The organism is Niallia nealsonii (assembly GCF_002835805.1).
GTDB classification, from domain to species: Bacteria; Bacillota; Bacilli; order Bacillales; family Cytobacillaceae; genus Niallia; species Niallia nealsonii.
This window is the reverse complement of record NZ_PISE01000010.1, coordinates 51,320-74,042: the sequence shown is the minus strand read 5'-3', so window position 1 is coordinate 74,042 and position 22,723 is coordinate 51,320. Positions and strand designations below refer to the sequence as shown.

Here is a 22,723-nt window from a genome sequence, read left to right as displayed (position 1 = left end):
GAAACATTCTGCCTTTCTTCAATCGTTACTTTTTGAGTCATACGGTGGCTCCTTCCTTTTCGTTAAGACCTGCCATTAATCGGCCTATTGTTTCCTTGTCTGCCTGTCCCCGAGAAAGAACTCCGCAAACTTCTCCGTTAAATAGCACTAGAATTTTATCCGATAATTGCATTACTTCTTCTAAATCTTCTGATATAAGGAGAATGCCGCTGCCTTTTTCCCGCAAATCAACAAGCATATGATGAACCGCTTCTGTTGCTCCCACATCTAACCCTTGTGTCGGATGAACGGCAATCATTAACTTGGGATTTTGATCTATTTCCCTAGCAAATAATAATTTTTGTTGGTTTCCCCCTGAAAGCTGTCGGACTGGACTATATAAATCAGATGTGCGCACATCAAATTTTTTTATGAGCTTTGTTGCCCATTCTTCATTTTTTTTCTCTTTAAGCAAACCTAATTTTGTGCGTTTATTCGTTCGATAGGTTTTGAAAAGCAAATTATCAATGATCCCTAAACTGCCGGCAAGCCCACTTTTCATACGATTTTCTGGAATATGGGCAACCCCTTTATCAATCATTGTTTGCACAGATGGTTTTTTTAGCACTTCTCCCTTAAATATAACTTTGCCGCCAGCCCAAGGAATAAGTCCTGTTAGCGCTTCCGCAAGTTCTTTTTGCCCGTTTCCTGCAACACCTGCAACGCCAACAATTTCATGTTCATGTACGGAAAACGTCATATCCTTTATCCCTTTTATGCCTTGTTCACGATAAACCAGCAAGTTTTCTACTGCTAAAATCGGTTTACCTGCTGAGTATTTGGAAATAGATATCCCTTCTGTCATTTCTCTCCCCACCATTAATTGGGCCAATTCTTCCATCGTTGTCTCATTACTATTCATTTGGGCAATCATTTTGCCTTTTCTCATCACAGAAATGCGATCCGAAATTGCCATCACTTCTTTTAATTTATGTGTGGTAATAATCATTGTTTTCCCATTATTTTTTAATTCCTTCATTGTTTGAAACAGTTGATCAGCTTCATCGGGGGTTAAAACAGAGGTAGGCTCATCAAAAATGATAATGTCAGCACCTTGATAAAGGGTCTTTATAATTTCCACTCGCTGCTGCTCTCCAACAGAGAGTTGCCAGATTGGAATATTTGTTGGGAAGCTCAATCCATACTTTTCCGAAATGTCTTCAATTTCTTTTTTCTTTTTTTTCAGCCAAGAGGAACCTCTCCAAATATTGCTTTTTTCTCCTAGAATAATATTTTCAATAGCCGTTAATGTGTCTACAAGACGAAAGTTTTGGTGAACCATTCCAATTCCTAGTTCTAGTGACTCTTTCGGAGAACGAATACGACAAAAATTTCCGTCAATAGCAATGGTTCCGCTATCAGCTTTATAAATACCAGCAAGCATGCTCATAATGGTGCTTTTTCCAGCACCATTTTCACCTAACAATGCATGAATTTCTCCCTTATGCACAGAAAAATTAACATGGTCACTTGCTATAACAGCACCAAATTTTTTGACAATCCCTTTCATTTCAATTGCGTATTGCTCTCGTGGCATATTTCCCCCTCTTTCTACGTAGCAAAAATAGAATATTTATTTTTATGAATATTCTAAATTATGTACTAGGACGGGTAGGAAGTCTACGATATTGTAAGAAAATGTAACAAACAACTATTTTTTCCTATATCCATGTGAATAACTATCATGAATAGATCGAACTTTTAACGAGAAATAAAAAAGGAACATCCATTTAACTATGAATGTCCCTTTTTATCGTATTATCTTTATTCAGCTATTTTCAGCGATTTTTCGCCATTAAACCATTTGGCAACTAACTTGTCCATTTCTCCATTTTCTTTCATTTCTTTTAAGGCGTCATTAAACTTACTTGTCAGTTCACTATCTTTTTGAAAAGCAATGGCAGCCCCGCCTGTTTCATTGCTCGGCACAGAAATGGTCGTTAAATTATCATTTTTTTCTAGATAGCCTTTTGAAACAACGTCCTCCATTAATACACCATCAAAACGCCCACTATTAATTTCCTGTACTAAATCTGGAACACGATCTCTAGTTTCTAATTGAAAATCAACTATTTTTTGTAGTTCCTTGGCTTTTTCTGCTTGAATGGAGCCAACTTGCACACCAACTACTTTACCTTTTATATCCTCAACTGTTTTTATGCCACTTTTTTTATCAACTACCATAGATATATCGCTTCTAAAATAAGGTTCTGTAAAATCAGCATTCTTTTTTCTCTCTGGAGTTGCCTCCATACCTGCCATTACAAAGTCTACTTTACCTGACTGCAAGGAAGTAATAAGACCATTAAAATCCATATCTTTCACTGTAATCTCATACCCTGTTTTTCCCCCTAAAGCTTTGGCAAGATCGGCATCAAATCCGATAATCTCTTCACCATTTGCAGTATCCACATATTCAAAAGGCGGATAATCTCCTGATGTACCCATCACTAATTGTTTATCCTTATTTTCAGATGAATTGCTAGACGAACTACAAGCGGATAATGCAAAAAGACAAATTAAACTAATAAAAAGCCCTGCTACTCTTTTTTTCATCTCAATCTCCCCCAATTCCTCAATACAGCAATAATTGCAACTAGTATTTTTTAAATATATATTATGTAATATGTATTAATACGTATTACGTTATTTATACTATAGTTTAATTATATCGTCAATACATTATTAATCTTCTGACTTTTTATAAAAAAAAGACACATCACTCTATTACGAATGATTGTCTTCTAGTGCTAAAAGGAGAATTTATACCTTTCTCCTATCATATACTGTTTACCTAAATAGACTGGAGAATCATTAAAGGAAACAACTGTCTCCATATAAAATAACGGCTCTCCAACAGGTATATCTAATAATATTGCTTCTTCCTCCAACGCTCTTACCAATTCCAATGATGTCTCACCTGGATTATTTAAAATAATTTGATATTTATCTTGCAGCAATTGATAAATAGATCCTTCTAAATTTTCTTCTAATAAAAACTTATATCTGTTAAAAGAAAAATAGTTATTCTCCAGCATTAATGGCTGCTCATTTGCATATCTAATTCTTTGGATAAAAAGAAGTTGATCATCTTCTTCTAATTGAAGCAATTCTTTGTCTATGGAAGTTGGAATAATAATTTCTCGTTTGATCGTTTTGCTGCTTGCCGTTAAGCCATATGCCTCACACGCAGCAGTAAAGCTGGTTAAATGAACTACTTTTCTTTCAATTTTTTGTGATTGCACAAATGTGCCTTTCCCTTGTTTCCGAACTAGATATCCTTCTTCTACAAGTTCTGTTACCGCTTTTCTCACAGTAACCCTACTTATATTATATTTGTCGCTCAGCTCTACTTCTGTTGGTATTTTATCTCCTGCTTTCAATTTGCGTGCAATAATAGAACTGCGCAAAGACTCTTTTAATTGTAAGTATAAGGGTATACGGTTTTCTTGTTTAAACATTCTTTCACCTTCTATGCTATTCATCTATTTAAAGAATAACAAATACCATCGGATATTGCACTATAACACAAAAGTATGTCAGTACCTTTTCCCAAAGCCAATGTTCTTTCAAATAGACAAGTGTTTCCCGTAAATTCAGCAGCTCTCATTAAAACTTTCTTTTATTAGCCGTCTATCTTTCCCTTCAAAGAATAATACATTTTAAAAATACGTATTGAAACGAATTTTCCAATACATGTAGAATATCTCTCCATTTCTTATTCGTCAATCTTTTCCACTTTGATAAAGAACTTTATGATAATATTTAAATAGAATTTATTTTAAATAGAAAGGAATTATAAATAATGTTTTATAAAGAACCTTTAAAAAATATCAAGTTATGTAAAACAGAATCTTTATTGAATAGATTATCTGATCAGCATCGAATAAAACCAAAAGTTGCAGAAGATGGAAAAAAGATGCTTGCAGGCTTTAAAGGAGAAAAATCTCTAACATATTATCTTAATTTCATTCCTGATGATTGTTTTATTTTTCATGATCTCCGATTGCAGAATGGCCATACTTATTTCCAAATGGACTACCTCGTTTTAACTAGCAGTTTTGCCTTAATTATTGAATGCAAAAATTTTTACGGTGAATTGCATTTTGATACAAGTTTTAATCAAATGATCCGCACCGTTAATGATCAATCAGAAGCCTTTGTAGATCCAATCTCCCAAGTAAAAAGACAGCGGCATCAGCTTTTCCACTTTTTTAAAAAACATAATCTTCCCCTTCTTCCAATCGAATCTCTCGTTGTTATCAGCAATTCTTCCACTATTATTAAAGGAGATCCCTCTATTAAAAATTCTGTTATTCATAGTCATCATTTGTTAGAACGCTGGAAAAGTCTAGTGTCCTATTATAAGAAGCCAGCAATTGACAAAAAGATGCTTCAAAAAACAGGAAAAATTCTTTTCAAAAATCATTGTATTGACGATATTGATATTCTAAGCAAATATAGTCTTGAATTATCCGATATTATTTCAGGGGTACAATGTCCAAGCTGTCTCTGTTTTGCGATGTTCCGCAAACAGAGAAGATGGATTTGTCCACATTGTGGAGCGTCTGATCAAATCTCACATGTACAAGCATTAAATGATTACTTTTTACTTATAAAACCTACTATTAAAAATAAAGAATTTCGGGAATTTATGCATGTTTCTTCCATAGATGCTGCTTCTAAAATGCTGATACGGTTAAATTTACCCTTTTCCGGTATAAATAAAGGGAGAGTATATTATAATCCCGAATATAAAGGAAAACTCAAGTAATTCTCCCGCAGTCTATACAGTTCAATTAGCTGCCCTTGTGGATTTATTCGCCGTCCTTCCTGATTTATTCGCCATCCTCCTTCATTTATTCACCGTCCTTCCTCATTTATTCGCCGTCCTCTTCATTTATTCGCCGTCCTTCTTCATTTATTCGCCGTCCTTCTTCATTTATTCGCCATCCTCCTTCATTTATTCGCCGTCCTCTTCATTTATTCGCCGTCCTCTTCATTTATTCGCCGTCCTTCTTCATTTATTCGCCATCCTCCTTCATTTATTCACCGTCCTCCTTCATTTATTCGCCGTCCTCTTCATTTATTCGCCGTCCTTCTTCATTTATTCGCCATCCTTCCCGATTTATTCGCCACCCTCCTTCATTTATTCGCCACCCTCCTTCATTTATTCGCCACCCTCCTTCATTTATTCGCCGTCCTTCCTGATTTATTCGCCGTCCTCCTTCATTTATTCGCCATCCCTCCTTGATCTATTCGCTGTCCCTAACATCATGCACTTCCGGTTAATTTCTCGCCACAACAAAAAGCCACCACCAAAAATACCGGTGACGGCTCTTCTTACATTATCAAGCATTTTTTTTTAGTTTAGCGACTGTTTCTTTTGTTTTTTCGGAAATATTATACCAATAAGCTGCTCCAACGAACACTGCTCCACCGATTATATTGCCGATCGTTACAGGCAGTAGGTTAGCAAACATACCTCCAAATGAAACTGTATCAGGATGTGGAATAATTAAAGAAATAGATAGAAGCGTCATATTTGCTACACTATGTTCAAATCCTGAAGTAATAAAGGCAAATAAACACCAGAAAATCATAATTAATTTTGCTGTTTCATCCTTTAATTTAACAGAACACCAGACTGCTAGACATACAAGAATATTACATAAAATTCCGCGGATTAATAATTCCATAAATGGAGCATTCATTTTTGCCGCTGCTGCATTTGTAATAAATCCTGCCACTCCATCGACTGCAAGACCTGAATAGCTGAACATTACAGCAACAAGGATAGAGCCGATAAAATTGCCGATATAGCTGTATAGCCAAACTTGCCCTGTTGCTGTCCATGTTACTTTCTTTTCTAGCACACCGATAGTCATAATCATATTATTGCCAGTAAATAAATCAGCCCCAGCCATAATAACCAAACTTAATGCGATTCCAAAAGATACTCCCATAATAATCTTTGTTCCGGCAAATCCGCTTGGAGCAAGCAGACCGCCAATAGTAAAAATTAGAATAATGCCCAGTCCAACAAAAAATCCCGCCAGCATCGCACCGACTAAATACTTCGGTTTGCTTTTCTGAAGGCCAGTAATCCTGGCAACCGCCGTATTGCTAAAAGCCATTATTACTTCTTTCATATTCTTTTCCTCCTACTATTCTTGTAATAAGAATTGCTCTTGCATTCTCTCTATCAGCACTTCCTTCATTCGTTCGTCATATTGCAAATGACCGCATAAAATAACAGATTTGGTACACGCAGCAATCCGTCTTTCCATTCTTTTTAACAGCACACCTGTAAACAATAAATAGGGCATAACATAAATGCGATCATACTCTTCCTCTAAGTTAGCAAGCTCTGTTGCAAAACTTGGTGTGCCTGCTGTTAAAAAAGCGGTATCTACAGGCAGTTTTATTTTTTGCTCTACTGCTCTACTAATTTCTAATAGTTTAAAAATCGGCTCTGGATCGCTGCTTCCTCTGCCAACAAGCAACACCACACCATCTTTTTCCTGTTTAGCTTCCGCTTGAATTCTCTTCACTACTAAATCAATCATTTTCTCATGCACATCAAATGGGGCTGTCATAGTAAAGTGAACGAATGGATACTTATTTTGTACTTTTTGCAATTCTTCTGGTATATCTCTTTTATAATGGGCAGCTGCAAATAAAAGGACTGGTACAACTAAAATATTGGTTGCCCCATTTTGAATGACTTTCTCCATTGTTTCACCTATAGACGGGGCATTTATTTCTAAATAAGCAATCTCTTGCATAGGAATATCTATCTCTTTTTTTACGCTCCTAATAAAATTACAAAAATGCTGTATTCCTTCTTCCAACCGGCTGCCATGGCCGATATATACAACCGCGTCCATCAGCTATTCAACCTTCCAATCATTTGTTTCTAATGCATGCTGTACTTGTTCATCTATTAATCGAAATCCCTTTTCCATGGCATACTCTTTTACAGACTTTCCAATATAAGCAAACATAAGCGTTGCCGGATCGTCTTTTGAAAGCCGAGTCCATTCTTTTAGAAAATAATCAACCGAGGATTTATTGGGAAATACCACCGTTTCCCATTGATCTTCTGATAACAAACGTCGATTCATTTCATCAAAACGAAAATCTATTTTCAAATCATGAGAGATAATAAAAATATTTTCCGGTGCATAATTATTGGCATCTCTGTTTCCTGCTGGCCCAATTATACAAGCTGCTTTTGCCTTAAAAACTGCTTTTTGACCTCTAATCCCTTTTTCCGCCAATGCTTTTTTTGTTTTCTCGGATATATATTCCATTTGTTTTGGAAAATCACGTACATCATAACCATGCTGATAAAATTGCGCAAAGAATAATTCCGCACTTTCAGGTGCTAAAAAAATCAATCTTTCCCTTCCCTTAATTGCTTCTATTTCTGCAAAGGCAAACGGTCTATCCACCTTTTTTAATGCAGGAAAGGCAAATGCCTCTGCTCCATTTTGAGAAAAATATTTTTCTAATTTGCTTTCACTGGCTGACGATTTGGCAATAATGATTCTTTTTTGGTAAAAAGGCAGCTTTTCAAACCAAGCAATAGAGGAACGCAATTTTACTACATCTCCTACAATAGTAAGAGCAGGATTGGTGATATTTTCTTTTTTTACCAGGGATACAATAGTAGCCAAAGTCCCTTCTACAATATTCTGTTTGCCCAATGTTCCCCATTGAATAACAGCAACATTCGTTTCTTTTGATTTGCCTTTTTCAATAAGTGCTTTGCATATAGAACCCAATCTTTTTACTCCCATATAATAAGCAATTGTATCTCCTATTTCATCTATTTTTCCATCATACATTAAATTGTGATTTTTTTCACAAATATGACCAGTACGAATAGTAAAACTTGTACTGTATTCTCTATGTGTCACAGGAATCCCAGCATAAGCGCTCGCTGCAATACTTGCCGTAATGCCTGGCACCATTTCAAAAGGTATCTCCTGTTTCGCTAATGCCTCTGCTTCTTCTCCTACACGGCCGAAAACAGAAGGATCTCCGCCTTTTAGCCGTACAACATATTTCCCCTTTAAAGCATAATATATAAGAGATTCATTAATTTTTTCCTGCCTCATTGTATGGTTGTTTGGTAATTTGCCGCAATATACAAATTCACAGTCATTGTTTGTATAGCGCAATAATCTTGGATTGGCAAGACGGTCGTAAAAAACTACGTCCGCCTTGCTTAAACATTCTAGCCCCTTTTGTGTAATAAGCCCAATATCTCCCGGTCCTGCTCCTACAAATGCTACATATCCTTTATTCGTTGTCATCTGCTTACACCATCACATAAATATAATTATCTTTTATTTCTGTTTCAAATGTTTCTACAAAACCATCATCTGGTTTTTGTACTTCGCCTGTCACAAGGGAAATTTTCCAATCATACAGGGGACAAAAAACAAATTCGCCTGAGACAATGCCTTCTGCTAATGGTCCATTTTTATATGGACAAGAATTTAGCACTGCCCGAACGTCTCCATTCGTTAAATGAAACAGCGCAACTGATTTCCCGTTAATTATTACTTCTTTGCCGATTTGTTGTGGCAAATCGGCTAATTTCATTACTTTTACGCTTTCTTTGGTTGTATTCATTAAAGTTTCCCTCCATGAATGATAATTTCTAAAGCAAGCTCTCTTAATTTCTTACCACTTGATACATTTCTTTTTTCTTTTCATCTTGCAAAATACTAGACCATGCTTCTTGGTAGGTTCCTTTCGCTCTTTCAAAACGCTCTGCAAGTAGTTTGATATTTTTTTCTTTTAATAATGTTTCCTTCACCCACTCTACACCCACTCTTTCTACCCAAGGAGCAGTACGTTCTCCATAATTTGCATGTTCACGGTATAGTTGGACATAAGCTTTGGCGAGGGTAATAACTTCTTCTTCTGTTTTTACAGTTGTAAGCAAGTCACATTCACGAACTTCTGTACCGCCATTTCCCCCAAAGTAGATTTGATAGCCATTTTCCACACATACTACTCCATAATCTTTTGTCAATACTTCCGCACAGTTTCGTGGACATCCTGTAATACCCATTTTCATTTTATGTGGGGTATCTACCATTTCAATTGCTTGTTCCAATTTAATTCCTAGTCCTAATGAATCTTGTGTGCCAAAACGGCAAAATCTTGAACCTACACACGATTTTACATTACGAAGTGATTTAGAATAAGCATAGCCTGAACGCATGCCCAGATCTTCCCACATCTGTGGTACATCTTCTTTTTTAACGCCATATAATCCAATTCTGCTAGCACCTGTTACTTTCACTAATGGCACATTGTATTTTTTCGCTACTTCTCCGATACGAATTAAATCTTCTGCTGTTGTTGTTCCACCATACATACGAGGGATAACAGAGAATGTACCATCCTTTTGAATATTTCCTTCCATTTTTTCATTTACAAAACGGGATGCTTTATCATCTTCATACTCCTCTGGAAGCAGCATACGCATATAATAATTTAGAGCTGGACGACATTTAGAACATCCTTCTTCATGAGCAAAACCTAATACATTGCGCACTTCTTTCGGTGTTTTTAAGCCTTTTTCCAGAATCTGTGCTACCACTTCATCACGAGTAAGTTCTGTACAGCTGCACATGCCCATTTTTTGTGCCGACGCATCAAAACTATCTCCTAATGTATGTGCTAAAATACTTTCTACCATTGGTTTACATTTTCCGCAAGAACCACCCGCTTTTGTGCATCCTTTCACTTGTTCAAAGGTTGTTAATCCTTGTTCTAAAATCGATTGAACAATTGTTCCTTTTGTTACCCCATTACAGCCGCATACTGTATCTTCCGCACTCATTGTTGCAACTAAATCCTCTTCGCCGGAAGCATCAGCACTGCTTAAAACAGATGTGCTTGTATATTCACTTATATCTGCTTGTTTTTTCATCATATTGAAAAGACGATTTCCATCAGATGCATCTCCATAAAGAACAATTCCAACAATTTTATTATCTGTTATAAGAATTTTTTTGTATTTTTTTGCAAATTGATCATGAACAATAATCGCTTCTGTTTGATCATCTTCATGAATCTTTCCTCCTGAAAATAAATCACAGCCGGCAACTTTCAATTGAGTAGAAAGAATGCTGCCCTGATAGCCAATGCCTTCTTTTCCCGTTATATGATTAGCTAATGCAATTCCTTGTTCATAAAGCGGCGCCACTAAGCCGTATGCAATCCCTCTATGCTCCGCACATTCTCCAACAGCATAGATAAAATCGTCAGTTGTAACCATATGATCATTTACTACAATTGCTCTGTTCACTTCTAACCCTGCTTCTTTTGCAATTGCAACATTTGGACGTATTCCAACCGCCATGACAACTAAATCACAATCAACAGAAGTTCCGTCTGTGAACTTTAAGCTTTCCACACGAGTTTCTCCGCAAATTTCTGCTGTTTGCTTTTCCATTAAAAATTTCATACCTTGAGCTTCTAAGTCTTTTCTTAAAAGATTTGCAGCAGCTGCATCTAATTGCTGTTCCATCAGCGTTGGCATAATATGAACAACATGAACATCCATTCCTCTATCAATTAGTCCTCTCGCTGCTTCTAAACCAAGAAGACCTCCGCCAATTACAACTGCTTTTTTGTACATTTCTGCTGTTTCCATCATCTTCTCTGTATCTTCAATTGTACGAAAGCCGATAACTCCTTCCAAATCACTTCCCGGAATCGGTAAAATAAATGCACTAGATCCTGTTGCAATAATTAATTCATCATAGCTGATTTGCTTCTTTTGATCTGTTATAACCACTTTGTTTTCTCGATCAATTTTAATCACTTTTTCTCCTGTTAACAGATTAATATTATTTTCTTTATACCAATCCCAGTCATTTATATTAATTTCATTAACAGTTGTTTTCCCTTGTAAAACATTTGAAAGCATTATGCGATTGTAGTTGGGATGATTTTCATCTCCAATGATAGTAATGTCAAAACTTTGTGCATCTTTTTTTAAAATTTCTTCTACTGTACGTACACCAGCCATTCCATTCCCAATCATCACTAATCGTTTTTTCATATCATTTCCTCCAAATTTTATTTTGGGCCATAAGTTATTTTTGTGATTCATTTCACATATAGATGAAGATGTCTATCTATTTTTCTGCCAACCATACTTTTTTGCTTTAAATTGATAAACCTTTATTTTTAAGACATCTTTTATATTTTTATTATAGCGAGGTTTTTGTGAAAAACGATATTCAGATTTTACAACTTTATGAACGTTAAGTTTGGAGTTGTACAAAATCTAACTTTTATAGATAACCGCTGTTCAGTTTCTACTTAAAAAATTAGAAAAAAAAGAAGATGGATACGTATCCATCTCCGGTTCTTGCTCATTATTGTTGAACTTTTTTACCATCGTATATATCTACTTGCAAAGGAGCGGCCAAAAAGTCTCGTGCTTTTTGAGTGAAGCCCACAAAGTGTTCACTTTTATTATGCGATGCAACTGCCTCCATATCTTTCCATACTTCAACCATTGTATACACATTTGTTTCTGATGTATTTTTCAGCAATTGATACGTAATATTGCCTGCTTCTTTTTTTGTATCCTCCACTAATTGCTGTACTTCTTGTAAAAATTCATCTTGTTTATCTTCTTTGACTGTCATAGCAGCATGAATAATAATCAATTTTCTCTCTCCTTTATTTCCATTCTGTAATTGTTTCTACTGGTAAGCGGTACGATTCATATCCCTCATCCGCTGCCTTTCCAATAGAAAGCAGCATAACTGGTATATAGCGTTTTTTATCTAAATCAAAAGCCTCTGCAATATTTGCCTTATCATAACCGCCAATTGGATTGGTATCATATCCATGTGCTCTTGCTGTCAGCATTAACTGCATAGACACTAATCCACTATCTATTAAAATAGTTTCTCTATTAATCTGTTCAGGCAGTTTTGCAAAGTGATTGGCAAAGGCCGCCATCTGGCGCTCTTTCACTTCTTGTGGCATATATCCTAATTCAACTGCTTTAGAATAAATTTCCTCCGCATAGTCAAAATTGTTCATATCTGCAAATATTGCGATAACTGCCGCCGAAGTTTTCACCTGTGTTTGGTTAAAAGACGCCATGGGAAGAAGTTTTTCTTTTCCTTCAGGACTATCAATCACAATAAAACGCCATGGCTGCATATTGATAGATGATGGCGCAGTCGCTGCTTCTTCCAATATATCCTTCATTTCCTCTTTGCTTATTTTTACAGATGGATCATAGTTGCGAATAGAACGTCTACCTTTCATTATTTCCATAAAATCATTTGTTTTCAATTCTGTTGTCATATCGCTTTTCCTCACTCTCTATTTGCTGATTTTTATTTCTACACTTGCAATATTAGCGCCTATTTTTGAAAGCATCTCTAAAAAAATTTGCAGTTCTTCTTCACTAAAATCTTTAAAAGTTTGGGCAATAAATTGTTCTTTCTCTTGCAGCGATTCTCTAATAGCATTGCGGCCATCCTCGGTTAAACAAACCAATGTTATTCGATTATCATCTGCTTTTTTTCTTCTTGTAACCATATTGGCCGCTTCTAGCTGTTTTAAATGTCTCGTAACAGCAGCGTTATCTATCTTAACCATCTTTTGCAGTTCCTTTTGGCTGATTTCTTGATTACGATAAAGCTGCTGCAATATTTCAATGCGAGATGGACTAGAACCTAAACATGATTCAAATTTACAAGCTAAATTTTTATTTAACGTTTGCAGCTGGTAAAAGATCTGCAAATGAGTAGAACAAGTATTTGACAATCCATCCCCTCCACTTATTAATTGACCTATCAATTATTGATGCATCAAATATATATTCAATTTATCTTTTTGTCAAATATATTTAACTTATAGAGAATACAATCGAGATAAAAAAGGCGAAGACAAAAAACCGCTAAATCAATAAGACTTAGCAGTTTCTTTTTTACTTTTAGTGAATCGCCGGAATGGCATGTTTTCTTTTCCTCACCAAAACAAAATAGGAAAGAAGCGCGATAAAACTGGCGAAAAACATAATTAACCCCATTGGCAATGCAGTGTTTTCTCCCGCTATTCCCACTAATGGAGCGGATATGCTTCCTAATATAAACGGCAATAATCCTAATAAAGCGGAAGCACTTCCCGCAATATGTCCTTGAGATTCCATCGCTAAAGAAAAAGATGTAGTCGAGATGATTCCAATTGTTGATACAAAAAAGAAAATTGGGACAACAATTGCAAGCAGAGGAGCTTTTAATAGAATTGCTATTACCAATACGATGGCAGCAATATTTGCAATAAATAAACCTATTTTTAAAAAGGTTTTCTCAGGAATAATATCAGTGAAACGACCAACTAACTGTGTCCCCATCATCAACGCTATTCCGTTCATTCCAAATAATAAACTAAATACTTGCGGTGAAACATGGTAAATGTTTTGATAAACAAATGGAGTTCCAGAAACATATGCAAAGATTCCCGCAACAATAAATCCTTGTGTTAAAGCATAGCCAATAAATTGACGATCCTTAAATAGAGAAGCGAAGTTTTTTAATGTTTGAGAAATGCTGCTCGGCACTCTTTTTTCGACTGGCAAAGTTTCTTCTAATCTTGTTGAAACAATAAAAAATAACAAGACTCCAACAAAAGCCAATAAAATAAAAACTCCCTTCCATTCTGTTAATGCAAGCACGCTGCTGCCTGCGACAGGTGCAATAATTGGACCAAGATTGTTTACAAGCATTAATAAAGCAAAAAACTTTGTCAGCTCTCTTCCATTATAAACATCCCGGACAATTGCCCTAGAAATAACAAGTCCTGCCGCTGCCGCAAATCCTTGCACAAATCTTGCTCCAATAAATACAGCAATAGATGGAGAAAAAGAACATGCTAAGGATGCTACAAAATATAAAACAATAAAAATTAATAACGGCTTTTTTCGCCCTTGTACATCACTCATTGGACCAATAATCAGCTGGCCAAAGCCTAGTCCTAAGAGACAAGTTGTTAAACTTATCTGCACAAATGAAGCACTTGTTTTATACGTTTCTACAATAGTAGGAAATGAGGGTAAATACATATCAATCGTAAATGGGCCTAAAATGGCAAGGGATCCAAGAAGCAATGCTAATCTAATCCGTTTTGCATCTTTTTCTTTCGTCAATTGTTTACCACCCTTTAATAAATAATTTTTTTCATTTATTCATTTTACATGGTAATAACTTTTCTGAATAGATAAAATGCACCTAAAAAGCAAAAATATTTCTTAAGTCTAAATAATTAGTTTAATAATAATATGTTTTTACTATAAAAATATTTTCTAAGATTCCTTTAAAATATTTTGAAAGCCTATTCCTTTTTAAGATTATACGTATTTAGCAAATATTCTAATTTTCAATCACTATCAATTGACAGCAAAAAATAAGAGGCATACACTAAAATTGCATGATTAGCAGCTCTTTAAAATGGAGGTATAGAATGAATACTGATACGATTAAGAGAAGATGTGCAAAAAAAGCGCTTGATTTTATCGCAAATGATACCATCATTGGATTAGGAGGGGGCAGCACGATATCTTATTTAATAGAATATCTTCAATCTGAACCCCAATTGCGAGTCAAAATTGTAACCCCTTCTAATACAACAAGAATGCTTTGTATAAAAAATGGATTAGAAGTTCTTCCAACAAGCTCCATTTCTAGTATTTCTGTGGCTTTTGATGGCTGTGATGAAGTAGATGAACAGCTATATGCACTAAAAAGCGGCGGCGGGATACATACACAGGAAAAGCTGGTTGCCAGCATGGCAGAAGATTATATTCTGTTAGTTGATGAAAGCAAATTTGTTCCTAGTTTAACTTGCAAGCATCCTATTGTTTTAGAAATTTTCCCAGAAAGTTTATGTTATGTAGAAAAGATGATATGGCAATTAGATGGAGAAACTTCCATACGCAAATCAGCAGAAAAAGATGGTTTTACTATTAGTGATAATGGCAATCTATTAATCGATGTGCATTTTAATCAGGTCGATAATTTTGCTATTTTGCAGCAGACACTTATAAATATCTGCGGTGTAATTGAAACATCTTTATTTACAAAGGAAGTAACAAAGGTTTTGCTTGCTACAGAAAATGACTTTCAACTAATCTCCAAAACAACTAATGAGGTGATCTTATGAAAAAATTAAATTGGGCCATATTAGGACCTGGAACTATTGCAGCAGATTTTGCCCAAGCGCTTAACGAAGTAAATGGAACTGTCTATGCAGTTGGTTCTCGAACTTTAGAAAAAGCAGAACAATTTGCTAAAAACTATCATGTAGAAAAAGCTTTTGGCAGCTATGATGAAATGCTTCAAGATAAAAATATAGACGTTGTTTATATTTCTACCCCACATTCTAACCACTATGAATATATCTTAAAAAGCTTAGAAAACAATAAACATGTATTGTGTGAAAAAGCCATCACCGTAAACAGCAGCCAACTCCAAAAAATCGTACAATTAGCAGAGAAAAAACAATTGATTGTCGCAGAAGCAATGACTGTTTACCATATGCCTTTATATAAAAAATTGCGAGAAATTGTGCAATCAGGAAAAATCGGCAACTTAAAAATGGTAACCGTTAATTTTGGCAGCTGCAAAGAAAATGATGTGACAAATCGTTTTTTCAACAAAGATTTAGCAGGCGGCGCCCTTTTAGATATCGGTACATATGCCCTTTCCTTTGCAAGATTTTTTCTCTCCAAAAAACCGAATGAAATTTTAACAACTATGAAAAAATTTGAAACAGGCGTGGATGAACAATCTGGCATTATTTTAAAAAATGAAGAGGATGAAATGGCTGTTATTACACTGACGATGAGAGCAAGAATGCAAAAACTGGGGGTAGTGGCAGGAGATCTTGGCTACATTACGGTCGATGCATTTCCACGTGCTGACAAAGCAACGATAACGTATTTAGATGGAACACAAGAAATTATTCAAGCAGGAGATACAAATAAAGCATTATGCTATGAGATTAAAGATATCGAGGAATATATTCACAATAAATCAAGCAAAAAAACACTTGATTTATCTGTTGATGTAATGGATATTATGACAGATGTGAGAAAGCAATGGGGAATTACGTATTCGTTTGAATGACAAATGCCGGTATACGCTAATTATATTTTCACTTTTTATAAACTAAGTATATAGAAATTTTTCTATTCTAAATAAAAAGGGGAAAGCTGCTATTCACTAATAGTTAACAGCAGCTTTCTCCTTTTTATCACGCAGTAACAAGCAGTAAGACTTCTACCTCAAGATTAAGGAAGGGAAAGTCTAGGCGGAAATAAACTAGCTCGTAAAACCCCCACTATTTGTTAGTTTCACCTTATCTCGGCCATCTTTTTTTGGCATCCATTATTGAAGTAAATGGTTCATGTGGCTCCATTTGATACCAATATGCTACTGTAGAAACATCATCTTGCCGTTCAAACAAACCTCGGTGGCTAACACCTATTTGCTGCACTGTTACACGAATATTCTCTTCAAATCGGATTGGATCCATTACATGCCATCGATAAAAACCTCGCATGGGCGGAGCATCATCATTATGATAATCATTTACAACAGTATTGTCTTTTGCTGAATAGAATGGATATCCTAAAAAAGGAGTACAGTAGTTAGTCTCATGCATTTTACCGGCAGAATCATAGGTTGCAAAGCTCCATGCTCCTCCAAAGTAATCTTCTGTGCCTGTTCCACAAATTGTTGGGTATTCTTTATCTCCATCCAAATAAAATTTAACTTCTCCTTCTCCCCACCAATAACGTTCTAAAGTGGATAATGCCATATATGTTCCTACGTATAAACCTTTTCCTTTTACATTATCTAATATCACATAATCGTTTCCAATTTCAGTTATATGCTGCCTACGCCACTGTGCATGAAAATATCCAGTTTCAGCAGGTAAACTATCATATAGGCAATAATCAATTTGATAGAAAAAAGCAGGAATAGTTTCTTCACATTGGTTTTCAATTGTAATACGCGCTTTCTTATGAAATGGCATTACAAAGTAGCTATTCATGCCTCGATTAGGGTTTACAGCTATCGGCATAGAATTGACAAGACATCCTTCCCCAAAGCCACAACAGAAAAAATCACCTAGCGGGCTTTCTACAGATGGAGTATCTTCTCCATCCCAATACATTCTTAATACAAGATCTCTTAAAACAAAAGGATTTTTATCATTTACCTTAGATGGGACAGTTATCCAAATATGCTGAATAACACCAGGACCATCTATCTCTCCAAGAAGTACAGTGTCGCCAGACTTTATATCCCGAATGCAAGGCGAGCCTTTACGAGATGGTCCAAGGTGGCTCGATGCTTTTCCTCCTTCCCCTTTTTGACCAGTAGGATTTTCAGCATTGATTGCACGAGACCTTCCATTATTAATTAGCGGCAAACCGGATAAACTATTTGCAAATATATTATTCAATGTAATTTCACTCCTTTTTATATTGTTTGATTAGTTATTGCTTTACTCCACCAGCTGTTATTCCTTCCATTATATTTTTCTCAAAAATCATAACAAATAAGATAATTGGCAATGTAATAAACCACCCCATAGAACTAATTAAATCCCATGGAACTTCAAAATTGCTCTCCCTTGGTATCGTGGTGATGCCTACACTTAATACCTTAATTTTGTAGGAAAAGAATAAGGGAGTAAAAAATTCATTTAAACATTGAATGAAATTTATAATACTGATAGTGGCAATTGCTGGTTTCATTAATGGAAAATAAATCTTAAATAACACTTGCAAATAATTGGCTCCGTCTACTTGAGCTGCTTCTTCCAATGAAGCTGGAATTTGTTTTACAAAATTATAGAGAATTAGGACAGAAAACGGCAGTAGGGAACTTGTATAAAGAATGGTTAATCCTAAGTACGTATCAATTAAATGAACTGATTTCATAAAGTCATATAATGGTCTTGCTGTAATGACAGGTGGAATCAGGGCAGAAAATAATAGTAGTTTATATCCCCAGCTAACTCCCTTAGAATAATCGTATCTTGCAAATCCATAAGCTGCAGCAGTTCCAAATATAATAGAAGCAATCAATGAGAAACCTGTAATAATGAGTGTATTAATAGCCATTTCTCCAATGCCTAATTGAACAAACAAATCCTTATAATTATGAAAAGTAATATCATTTGGAAAGTAATCAATCGGCGTTTTAAATAAGGAGCCTTTTGGTATAATCGAAGAAATAAATATCCAATACAGAGGGAGTAATATGATTATCGCTACAGCCGCTGTTGATCCCCATCTAACGAAAAAAGATATTTGTCTAGCAGTTTTGACGTCCATAATATCCCTCCTAATAATCATTCTTTTTTATCGCAAGCAAACTTAAGCTACTGATAATTATCATAATTAGGAATAAGCAAACCGCAATAGCCGAGGCATATCCTATATTTAAGTTTGTGAATGCTTCAACAGCAATCCTATATGCCAGTAAACTAGTCGAATCACCAGGACCTCCTGTTGTCATTGCATAAACGATGTCATAGCTCACTATTCTCCACATCGTAAAGAAAATACATAAGGTTAATAGGTTTTGCATAATGAGTGGAAGTGTAATCGTAAAAAAAGTCCGAAATACACCTGCGCCATCCATTTTAGCTGACTCGTAAATTTCTTCTGGAATAAATTGCAATCCTGCCAAAAGTAAAATAGCAAAAAAAGGAACATCTTTCCACAAATCCACCAAAATAACAGCAAGTCTAGTAGACTCTGGATATATTAGCCAATCAAATTGGAAATTAGGAAAGAATTTGCGGATTAAATCATTCACTAAACCATACGTATCATTAAAAGCCCAGCGAGCAGCCAATCCAGTTACCACCATAGGCATAGCCCATGGAATTAAGACAATCGTGCGCAAAAATTTCTTCCCTTTAAATTTCACATTTAATAATTGCGCTAATAAAATTCCTAAAACAATATGAAAAATCATGGATACAACGGTAAAAATGACGGTGAATTCCAATGAAGTGATGATTTTATCATCCTTTAAAATGGCTAAAAAATTATCTAGTCCTACAAAGGTTGCTATGCCGCCTTTAAACATATTTATTTCAAAAAGACTGTTAATAAAAGTTACAATGATAGGATATATAATAGTAAATCCTCTAATAAGCAAAACAGGCAAGATCAGTATCCACGCAATCAGCAATTTATTATGAGAGAATCTTTTTGTAATATTCATACAATAACTCCTTTCTGGGGTTAGAATACTCTAACCCCAGCTTTTTCTCTTTCTCCCAATTATTCAGCCAATCGATCAATCTCTTTTTGTGCTTGTTTAACCGCTTCCTCTAAACTAATATCATCAGATACATATTTTTGGAAAATTGCGCCTATTCCATTTACAAATTCCATAGATTGTGGCACTAGCGGTCTGCCTCGAAGTGTGCTATTGCTAATATAGTTTTTTACACTCTCCAATCCTTTTGCTGTAAAACTAGGATCATTAATTACATCTAATCGAGCTGGCAATCTACCAGACATTTCGCTGTATGCTAATTGTCCTTCTGGGCTTGCTATATATTGTAAAACTTTTCTGGAAGCAGCTTTCTTTTCAGAAGACTTATTTAATACAAAGTGCCAGGATGCAATAAACGCATCATTTGTCTCAAATGTTGGCATCGGTTCAATATTTAATTGCTCGGGACTAAATTTTCCTGCATCTTCAAAAGTTGGAATTGCTCCTGTATACATAAAGAGCATCCCGTATTTTCCATCAATAAATTTTTGATTCATAGGATCATATATATCCGCTAATTGTGATAGTGGGGTAACCTTTTCTGTATGTGCTAAATCGTACATAAATTTTAAAGCTTCTTGCGTTTTCGGATTTTCCCAATCAAAGTAGTCTCCTCCAAATAAATTAACGAATGTACCTATCTCATTAAAAACATAGCTTTTCTCCCAAGAGCCCCCATAACCATATACTCCATTTTTTGTTGCTGCTTTTGCATATTTTAGAAACTCTTCTTTATTTTTTGGGACATCCATTCCTGCACTTTTTAATATTTGATGATTTACCCAAAATGCTAATATTTCCAAATAGCTAGGAACAGAATATATACTCCCATTAAATGTTGGGATATCCTTAATATATTGTTCGGAAAAATTCTTGACAGTATCTGGTGTCATTACTTCCTTTTCAAGTGGCTCTAAATAACCTGCTCTTGAAAAGGCTGTAATAAGTTCATCATTTACATGCATTAAATCAATAGAATTATCACCAGATGACAAGATTGTAGTCATTTTAGCTACCATATCGTCTGGATTAGTTGGTGTTACAATAATATCTAATTTTACTCCAGTTGCTTCTTCAATTTTCTTTTGGTAAGCTTTCCATCCTGGTTTAGTTGAATCATTTGTCATTAAAGTAATGGTTTGATTTTTTGTAGAACCATCCCCATCCTCCTTTTCATCTGTTGAAGATGTATTTACCCCAACACATCCAGTCAGAAAAATAGCCGCTAACATTAATACGCTCAAAGCAATACTTAATAACCTTTTTGTACTACTCATTTTAAGTCCCCCTTAAATTTTTGAAGCGCTTTCACATTTACAAATTTATTATAAAAAATAAGGCAAACTACTTAAATATAATTTCCCATGATAAAAATATAATTTTTATAGATATTTTATATTTTCATTCCTATTGATTAAAATAATAATTCTATATACACTTACTTATATAATGTAATCGCTTACCATTGTTCGGAGGGTGATAATTTTGATTTCCCATCTTCTTCAAAAGTTTTTCCCGGAAATTTTTAACAGCTTTCGAAGGAAATTACTATTTAGTTTCTTTATTATGTCTATCATTCCCCTTTTTTTATTAGGCGTTTTGTCTTATGTTCTTTCCTATAATATAGCAAAAAACAAATTATTAGATTCAGTTTCCTATTCTAATAATCAATTAAATGAAATTCTTGCAAATCGATTTAACCAAATGGAGAATGCATCAAATATGATGCAATATTATATGTATACATTAATCTTGCAATCTCCTTCTTCCCTGCCTGAACAGCTTAATACATATAGTGCTGTCAGGAATAATATTGCTAATTTAAAAAATTCATTTCAGTTTGCTAATATTAGTGTTTATACAAAAGAAGATTTTTTATTTAGTCATGAAGGAATCACTTTTTTCGATATAAAAGATATTAAGAATCATGGAATTTCTAGTCAAGAAATGCATAAAAATATTAATCATTTAAATTGGCATTTATCAAAGAATATTAAAGAACCATTTGTTCTACATCAAACCTATAAAAAGAATAATTATATTTCAGCCTATGTTGTGTTTAAAAAACAGAACAGCAGTGAAATTGACTATGCTTTTTTTATTGATATTAAAGAATCGGAAATCAATAAAATTTTGCAAGACAGCAGTTCAGATTCAAGTATAAGCAGCTTCCTCGTTGATGAAAATGGACTGATTATTTCTCATCGCACTGAATCACTACTCAGTAAAAAATTAGAAAAAAATCTATTTCTTAAAATAAAAACGGGAACAGAAAAACCTTTTAAATGGAAAAACAAACAATACATCGTAAAATATAATCATGTAACAAATTGGTATGTTATTACAGAGGTACCCAATAAATACATCGTCAGCAACACGTTCATTCTAGTCAGTATTTTACTCGCTACTGTTATTTTTGTAGTGATTGTCAGCATTTTAAGCAGTTTGTTTACCTCCAATGAATTAAGTAAAAAAATTCGTCAATTAGCTAGTATAATGACATCTATTTCCTTTAATGATTACAAAAATAAACCAATAACTTTAAAATTACCGATTGATGAAAACAAAAAATACAAGGATGAATTTGATGATTTAGCTATTGTTTTTAATAAAATGACAGATAAAATGAATACAAATTTCCAATCACTCTTAGATTTTAAAATTCAAGAGGAAAAGATGAGATTTCAGTTGGAGCAGTCCAAAATAAATCCACATTTCCTATATAACATGCTTGATTCCATAAAAACATGTCAGACACTTGGAAGACTAGAAGATGCCAATAATATGATTATAAGACTCGCAAAATTTTATCGTATGCTTTTAAAGAAAGGGGATGAACTTATCTCTATTAAGGATGAATTAGAAATTGCTATTCTTTATCTAGAAATGGAGAAATTAAATCGAAACCATTCCTTTACATGGCATATTTCCAAAGAAGCTGGGATTGAGAACTTTTTGATACCAAAGTTTGTCCTCCAACCAATTCTAGAAAATTGTATTCACCACGGCATAAATCATTCAGACGAAATAGCTATACACATCTCCTTGTTTTATAAAGAAGAAGATATCCTTATAACGATTGATGATAATGGGAAAGGAATATCAGATGAGACATGCAAAAAAATTAATGGTGCACTAACTAATAATAATGTTAAAACCAAGCAACATTTTGGATTGATAAATGTTAATAAACGCCTTTCTATGTTTTCTAAGTCTCCCCCTGCTCTTCAAGTAGCCAAACGAGAACCTTCTGGAACAAGCGTAACATTAAGTTTACAGCAGATGATTTTAGATGAAGATCTATTTGATCTTTAAGA

At 34.6% G+C, this 22,723-nt stretch carries 20 protein-coding genes; 4 read left to right on the top strand and 16 right to left on the bottom strand.

Going from position 1 to position 22,723, the window contains the following annotated elements; genetic code table 11:
• Positions 1 to 37: 37 nt before the first annotated feature.
• The 3 genes from CWS01_RS04700 to CWS01_RS04690 all read right to left on the bottom strand — a co-directional run bounded on the left by CWS01_RS04700 (position 38) and on the right by CWS01_RS04690 (position 3,500).
• Positions 38 to 1,576 (bottom strand): ABC transporter ATP-binding protein, encoded by a 1,539-nt coding sequence (locus CWS01_RS04700; protein ID WP_101175893.1) that lies wholly within the window; start codon positions 1,574 to 1,576, stop codon positions 38 to 40.
• 227 nt (positions 1,577 to 1,803) lie between these two features.
• Positions 1,804 to 2,595 carry a transporter substrate-binding domain-containing protein gene (locus CWS01_RS04695; protein WP_101175892.1) on the bottom strand — a complete coding sequence of 264 codons (792 nt, stop codon included), beginning with the start codon at positions 2,593 to 2,595 and terminating at the stop codon, positions 1,804 to 1,806.
• Positions 2,596 to 2,789: 194 nt separating this feature from the next.
• Complete coding sequence (locus CWS01_RS04690) at positions 2,790 to 3,500, bottom strand: GntR family transcriptional regulator (RefSeq protein WP_101175891.1); 711 nt, start codon at positions 3,498 to 3,500, stop codon at positions 2,790 to 2,792.
• A gap of 344 nt (positions 3,501 to 3,844) precedes the next feature.
• Here CWS01_RS04690 and CWS01_RS04685 point away from each other — a divergent pair, with 344 nt between their 5' ends.
• Positions 3,845 to 4,813 (top strand): nuclease-related domain-containing protein, encoded by a 969-nt coding sequence (locus CWS01_RS04685; protein WP_101175890.1) that lies wholly within the window; start codon positions 3,845 to 3,847, stop codon positions 4,811 to 4,813.
• A 577-nt stretch (positions 4,814 to 5,390) separates the two neighbouring features.
• Here CWS01_RS04685 and CWS01_RS04680 read toward each other — a convergent pair.
• From CWS01_RS04680 to CWS01_RS04640, 9 genes are all read right to left on the bottom strand, one after another.
• Positions 5,391 to 6,191 carry a formate/nitrite transporter family protein gene (locus CWS01_RS04680; RefSeq protein ID WP_101175889.1) on the bottom strand — a complete coding sequence of 267 codons (801 nt, stop codon included), beginning with the start codon at positions 6,189 to 6,191 and terminating at the stop codon, positions 5,391 to 5,393.
• 15 nt (positions 6,192 to 6,206) lie between these two features.
• Entirely contained in the window at positions 6,207 to 6,929 is a 723-nt protein-coding gene (locus tag CWS01_RS04675) for a sirohydrochlorin chelatase (RefSeq protein WP_101175888.1), read from the bottom strand.
• Positions 6,930 to 6,932: 3 nt separating this feature from the next.
• Positions 6,933 to 8,363, bottom strand: a complete 1,431-nt coding sequence (cobA, locus tag CWS01_RS04670) for a uroporphyrinogen-III C-methyltransferase (protein ID WP_101175887.1) — start codon at positions 8,361 to 8,363, stop codon at positions 6,933 to 6,935.
• A gap of 4 nt (positions 8,364 to 8,367) precedes the next feature.
• Positions 8,368 to 8,685, bottom strand: a complete 318-nt coding sequence (gene nirD / locus CWS01_RS04665) for a nitrite reductase small subunit NirD (protein ID WP_101175886.1) — start codon at positions 8,683 to 8,685, stop codon at positions 8,368 to 8,370.
• 43 nt (positions 8,686 to 8,728) lie between these two features.
• Entirely contained in the window at positions 8,729 to 11,134 is a 2,406-nt protein-coding gene (nirB, locus tag CWS01_RS04660) for a nitrite reductase large subunit NirB (protein WP_101175885.1), read from the bottom strand.
• Positions 11,135 to 11,453: 319 nt separating this feature from the next.
• Entirely contained in the window at positions 11,454 to 11,750 is a 297-nt protein-coding gene (locus tag CWS01_RS04655) for a putative quinol monooxygenase (RefSeq protein ID WP_101175884.1), read from the bottom strand.
• A gap of 13 nt (positions 11,751 to 11,763) precedes the next feature.
• On the bottom strand, positions 11,764 to 12,402 hold the full coding sequence (locus CWS01_RS04650; RefSeq protein WP_101175883.1) for a nitroreductase family protein: 639 nt from the start codon (positions 12,400 to 12,402) through the stop codon (positions 11,764 to 11,766).
• An 18-nt stretch (positions 12,403 to 12,420) separates the two neighbouring features.
• Complete coding sequence (locus CWS01_RS04645) at positions 12,421 to 12,867, bottom strand: MarR family winged helix-turn-helix transcriptional regulator (RefSeq protein ID WP_101175882.1); 447 nt, start codon at positions 12,865 to 12,867, stop codon at positions 12,421 to 12,423.
• A gap of 169 nt (positions 12,868 to 13,036) precedes the next feature.
• Entirely contained in the window at positions 13,037 to 14,248 is a 1,212-nt protein-coding gene (locus tag CWS01_RS04640) for a Bcr/CflA family multidrug efflux MFS transporter (RefSeq protein ID WP_101175881.1), read from the bottom strand.
• A 314-nt stretch (positions 14,249 to 14,562) separates the two neighbouring features.
• Here CWS01_RS04640 and rpiA point away from each other — a divergent pair, with 314 nt between their 5' ends.
• Complete coding sequence (gene rpiA, locus CWS01_RS04635; protein ID WP_101175880.1) at positions 14,563 to 15,261, top strand: ribose 5-phosphate isomerase A; 699 nt, start codon at positions 14,563 to 14,565, stop codon at positions 15,259 to 15,261.
• Entirely contained in the window at positions 15,258 to 16,226 is a 969-nt protein-coding gene (locus tag CWS01_RS04630) for a Gfo/Idh/MocA family protein (RefSeq protein ID WP_101175879.1), read from the top strand. Before rpiA ends, CWS01_RS04630 begins: the two co-directional genes overlap by 4 nt.
• A gap of 232 nt (positions 16,227 to 16,458) precedes the next feature.
• Here CWS01_RS04630 and CWS01_RS04625 read toward each other — a convergent pair whose 3' ends face one another.
• From CWS01_RS04625 to CWS01_RS04610, 4 genes are read right to left on the bottom strand one after another with little or no spacing between them, the layout of a single operon-like run.
• Positions 16,459 to 17,571, bottom strand: coding sequence for a glycoside hydrolase family 172 protein (locus CWS01_RS04625; RefSeq protein WP_101175878.1), 1,113 nt, complete (start codon positions 17,569 to 17,571; stop codon positions 16,459 to 16,461).
• Positions 17,572 to 17,605: 34 nt separating this feature from the next.
• Positions 17,606 to 18,448 carry a carbohydrate ABC transporter permease gene (locus tag CWS01_RS04620; protein WP_101175877.1) on the bottom strand — a complete coding sequence of 281 codons (843 nt, stop codon included), beginning with the start codon at positions 18,446 to 18,448 and terminating at the stop codon, positions 17,606 to 17,608.
• A gap of 10 nt (positions 18,449 to 18,458) precedes the next feature.
• A complete protein-coding gene (locus CWS01_RS04615; protein ID WP_101175876.1) occupies positions 18,459 to 19,349 on the bottom strand; it encodes a carbohydrate ABC transporter permease in 891 nt (296 codons plus the stop codon).
• 59 nt (positions 19,350 to 19,408) lie between these two features.
• The gene (locus CWS01_RS04610) at positions 19,409 to 20,683 is read right to left on the bottom strand and encodes a sugar ABC transporter substrate-binding protein (protein WP_101175875.1); all 1,275 of its coding nucleotides are present in this window, start codon (positions 20,681 to 20,683) and stop codon (positions 19,409 to 19,411) included.
• 208 nt (positions 20,684 to 20,891) lie between these two features.
• Here CWS01_RS04610 and CWS01_RS04605 point away from each other — a divergent pair, with 208 nt between their 5' ends.
• On the top strand, positions 20,892 to 22,721 hold the full coding sequence (locus tag CWS01_RS04605; RefSeq protein ID WP_101175874.1) for a sensor histidine kinase: 1,830 nt from the start codon (positions 20,892 to 20,894) through the stop codon (positions 22,719 to 22,721).
• Positions 22,722 to 22,723: the final 2 nt, after the last annotated feature.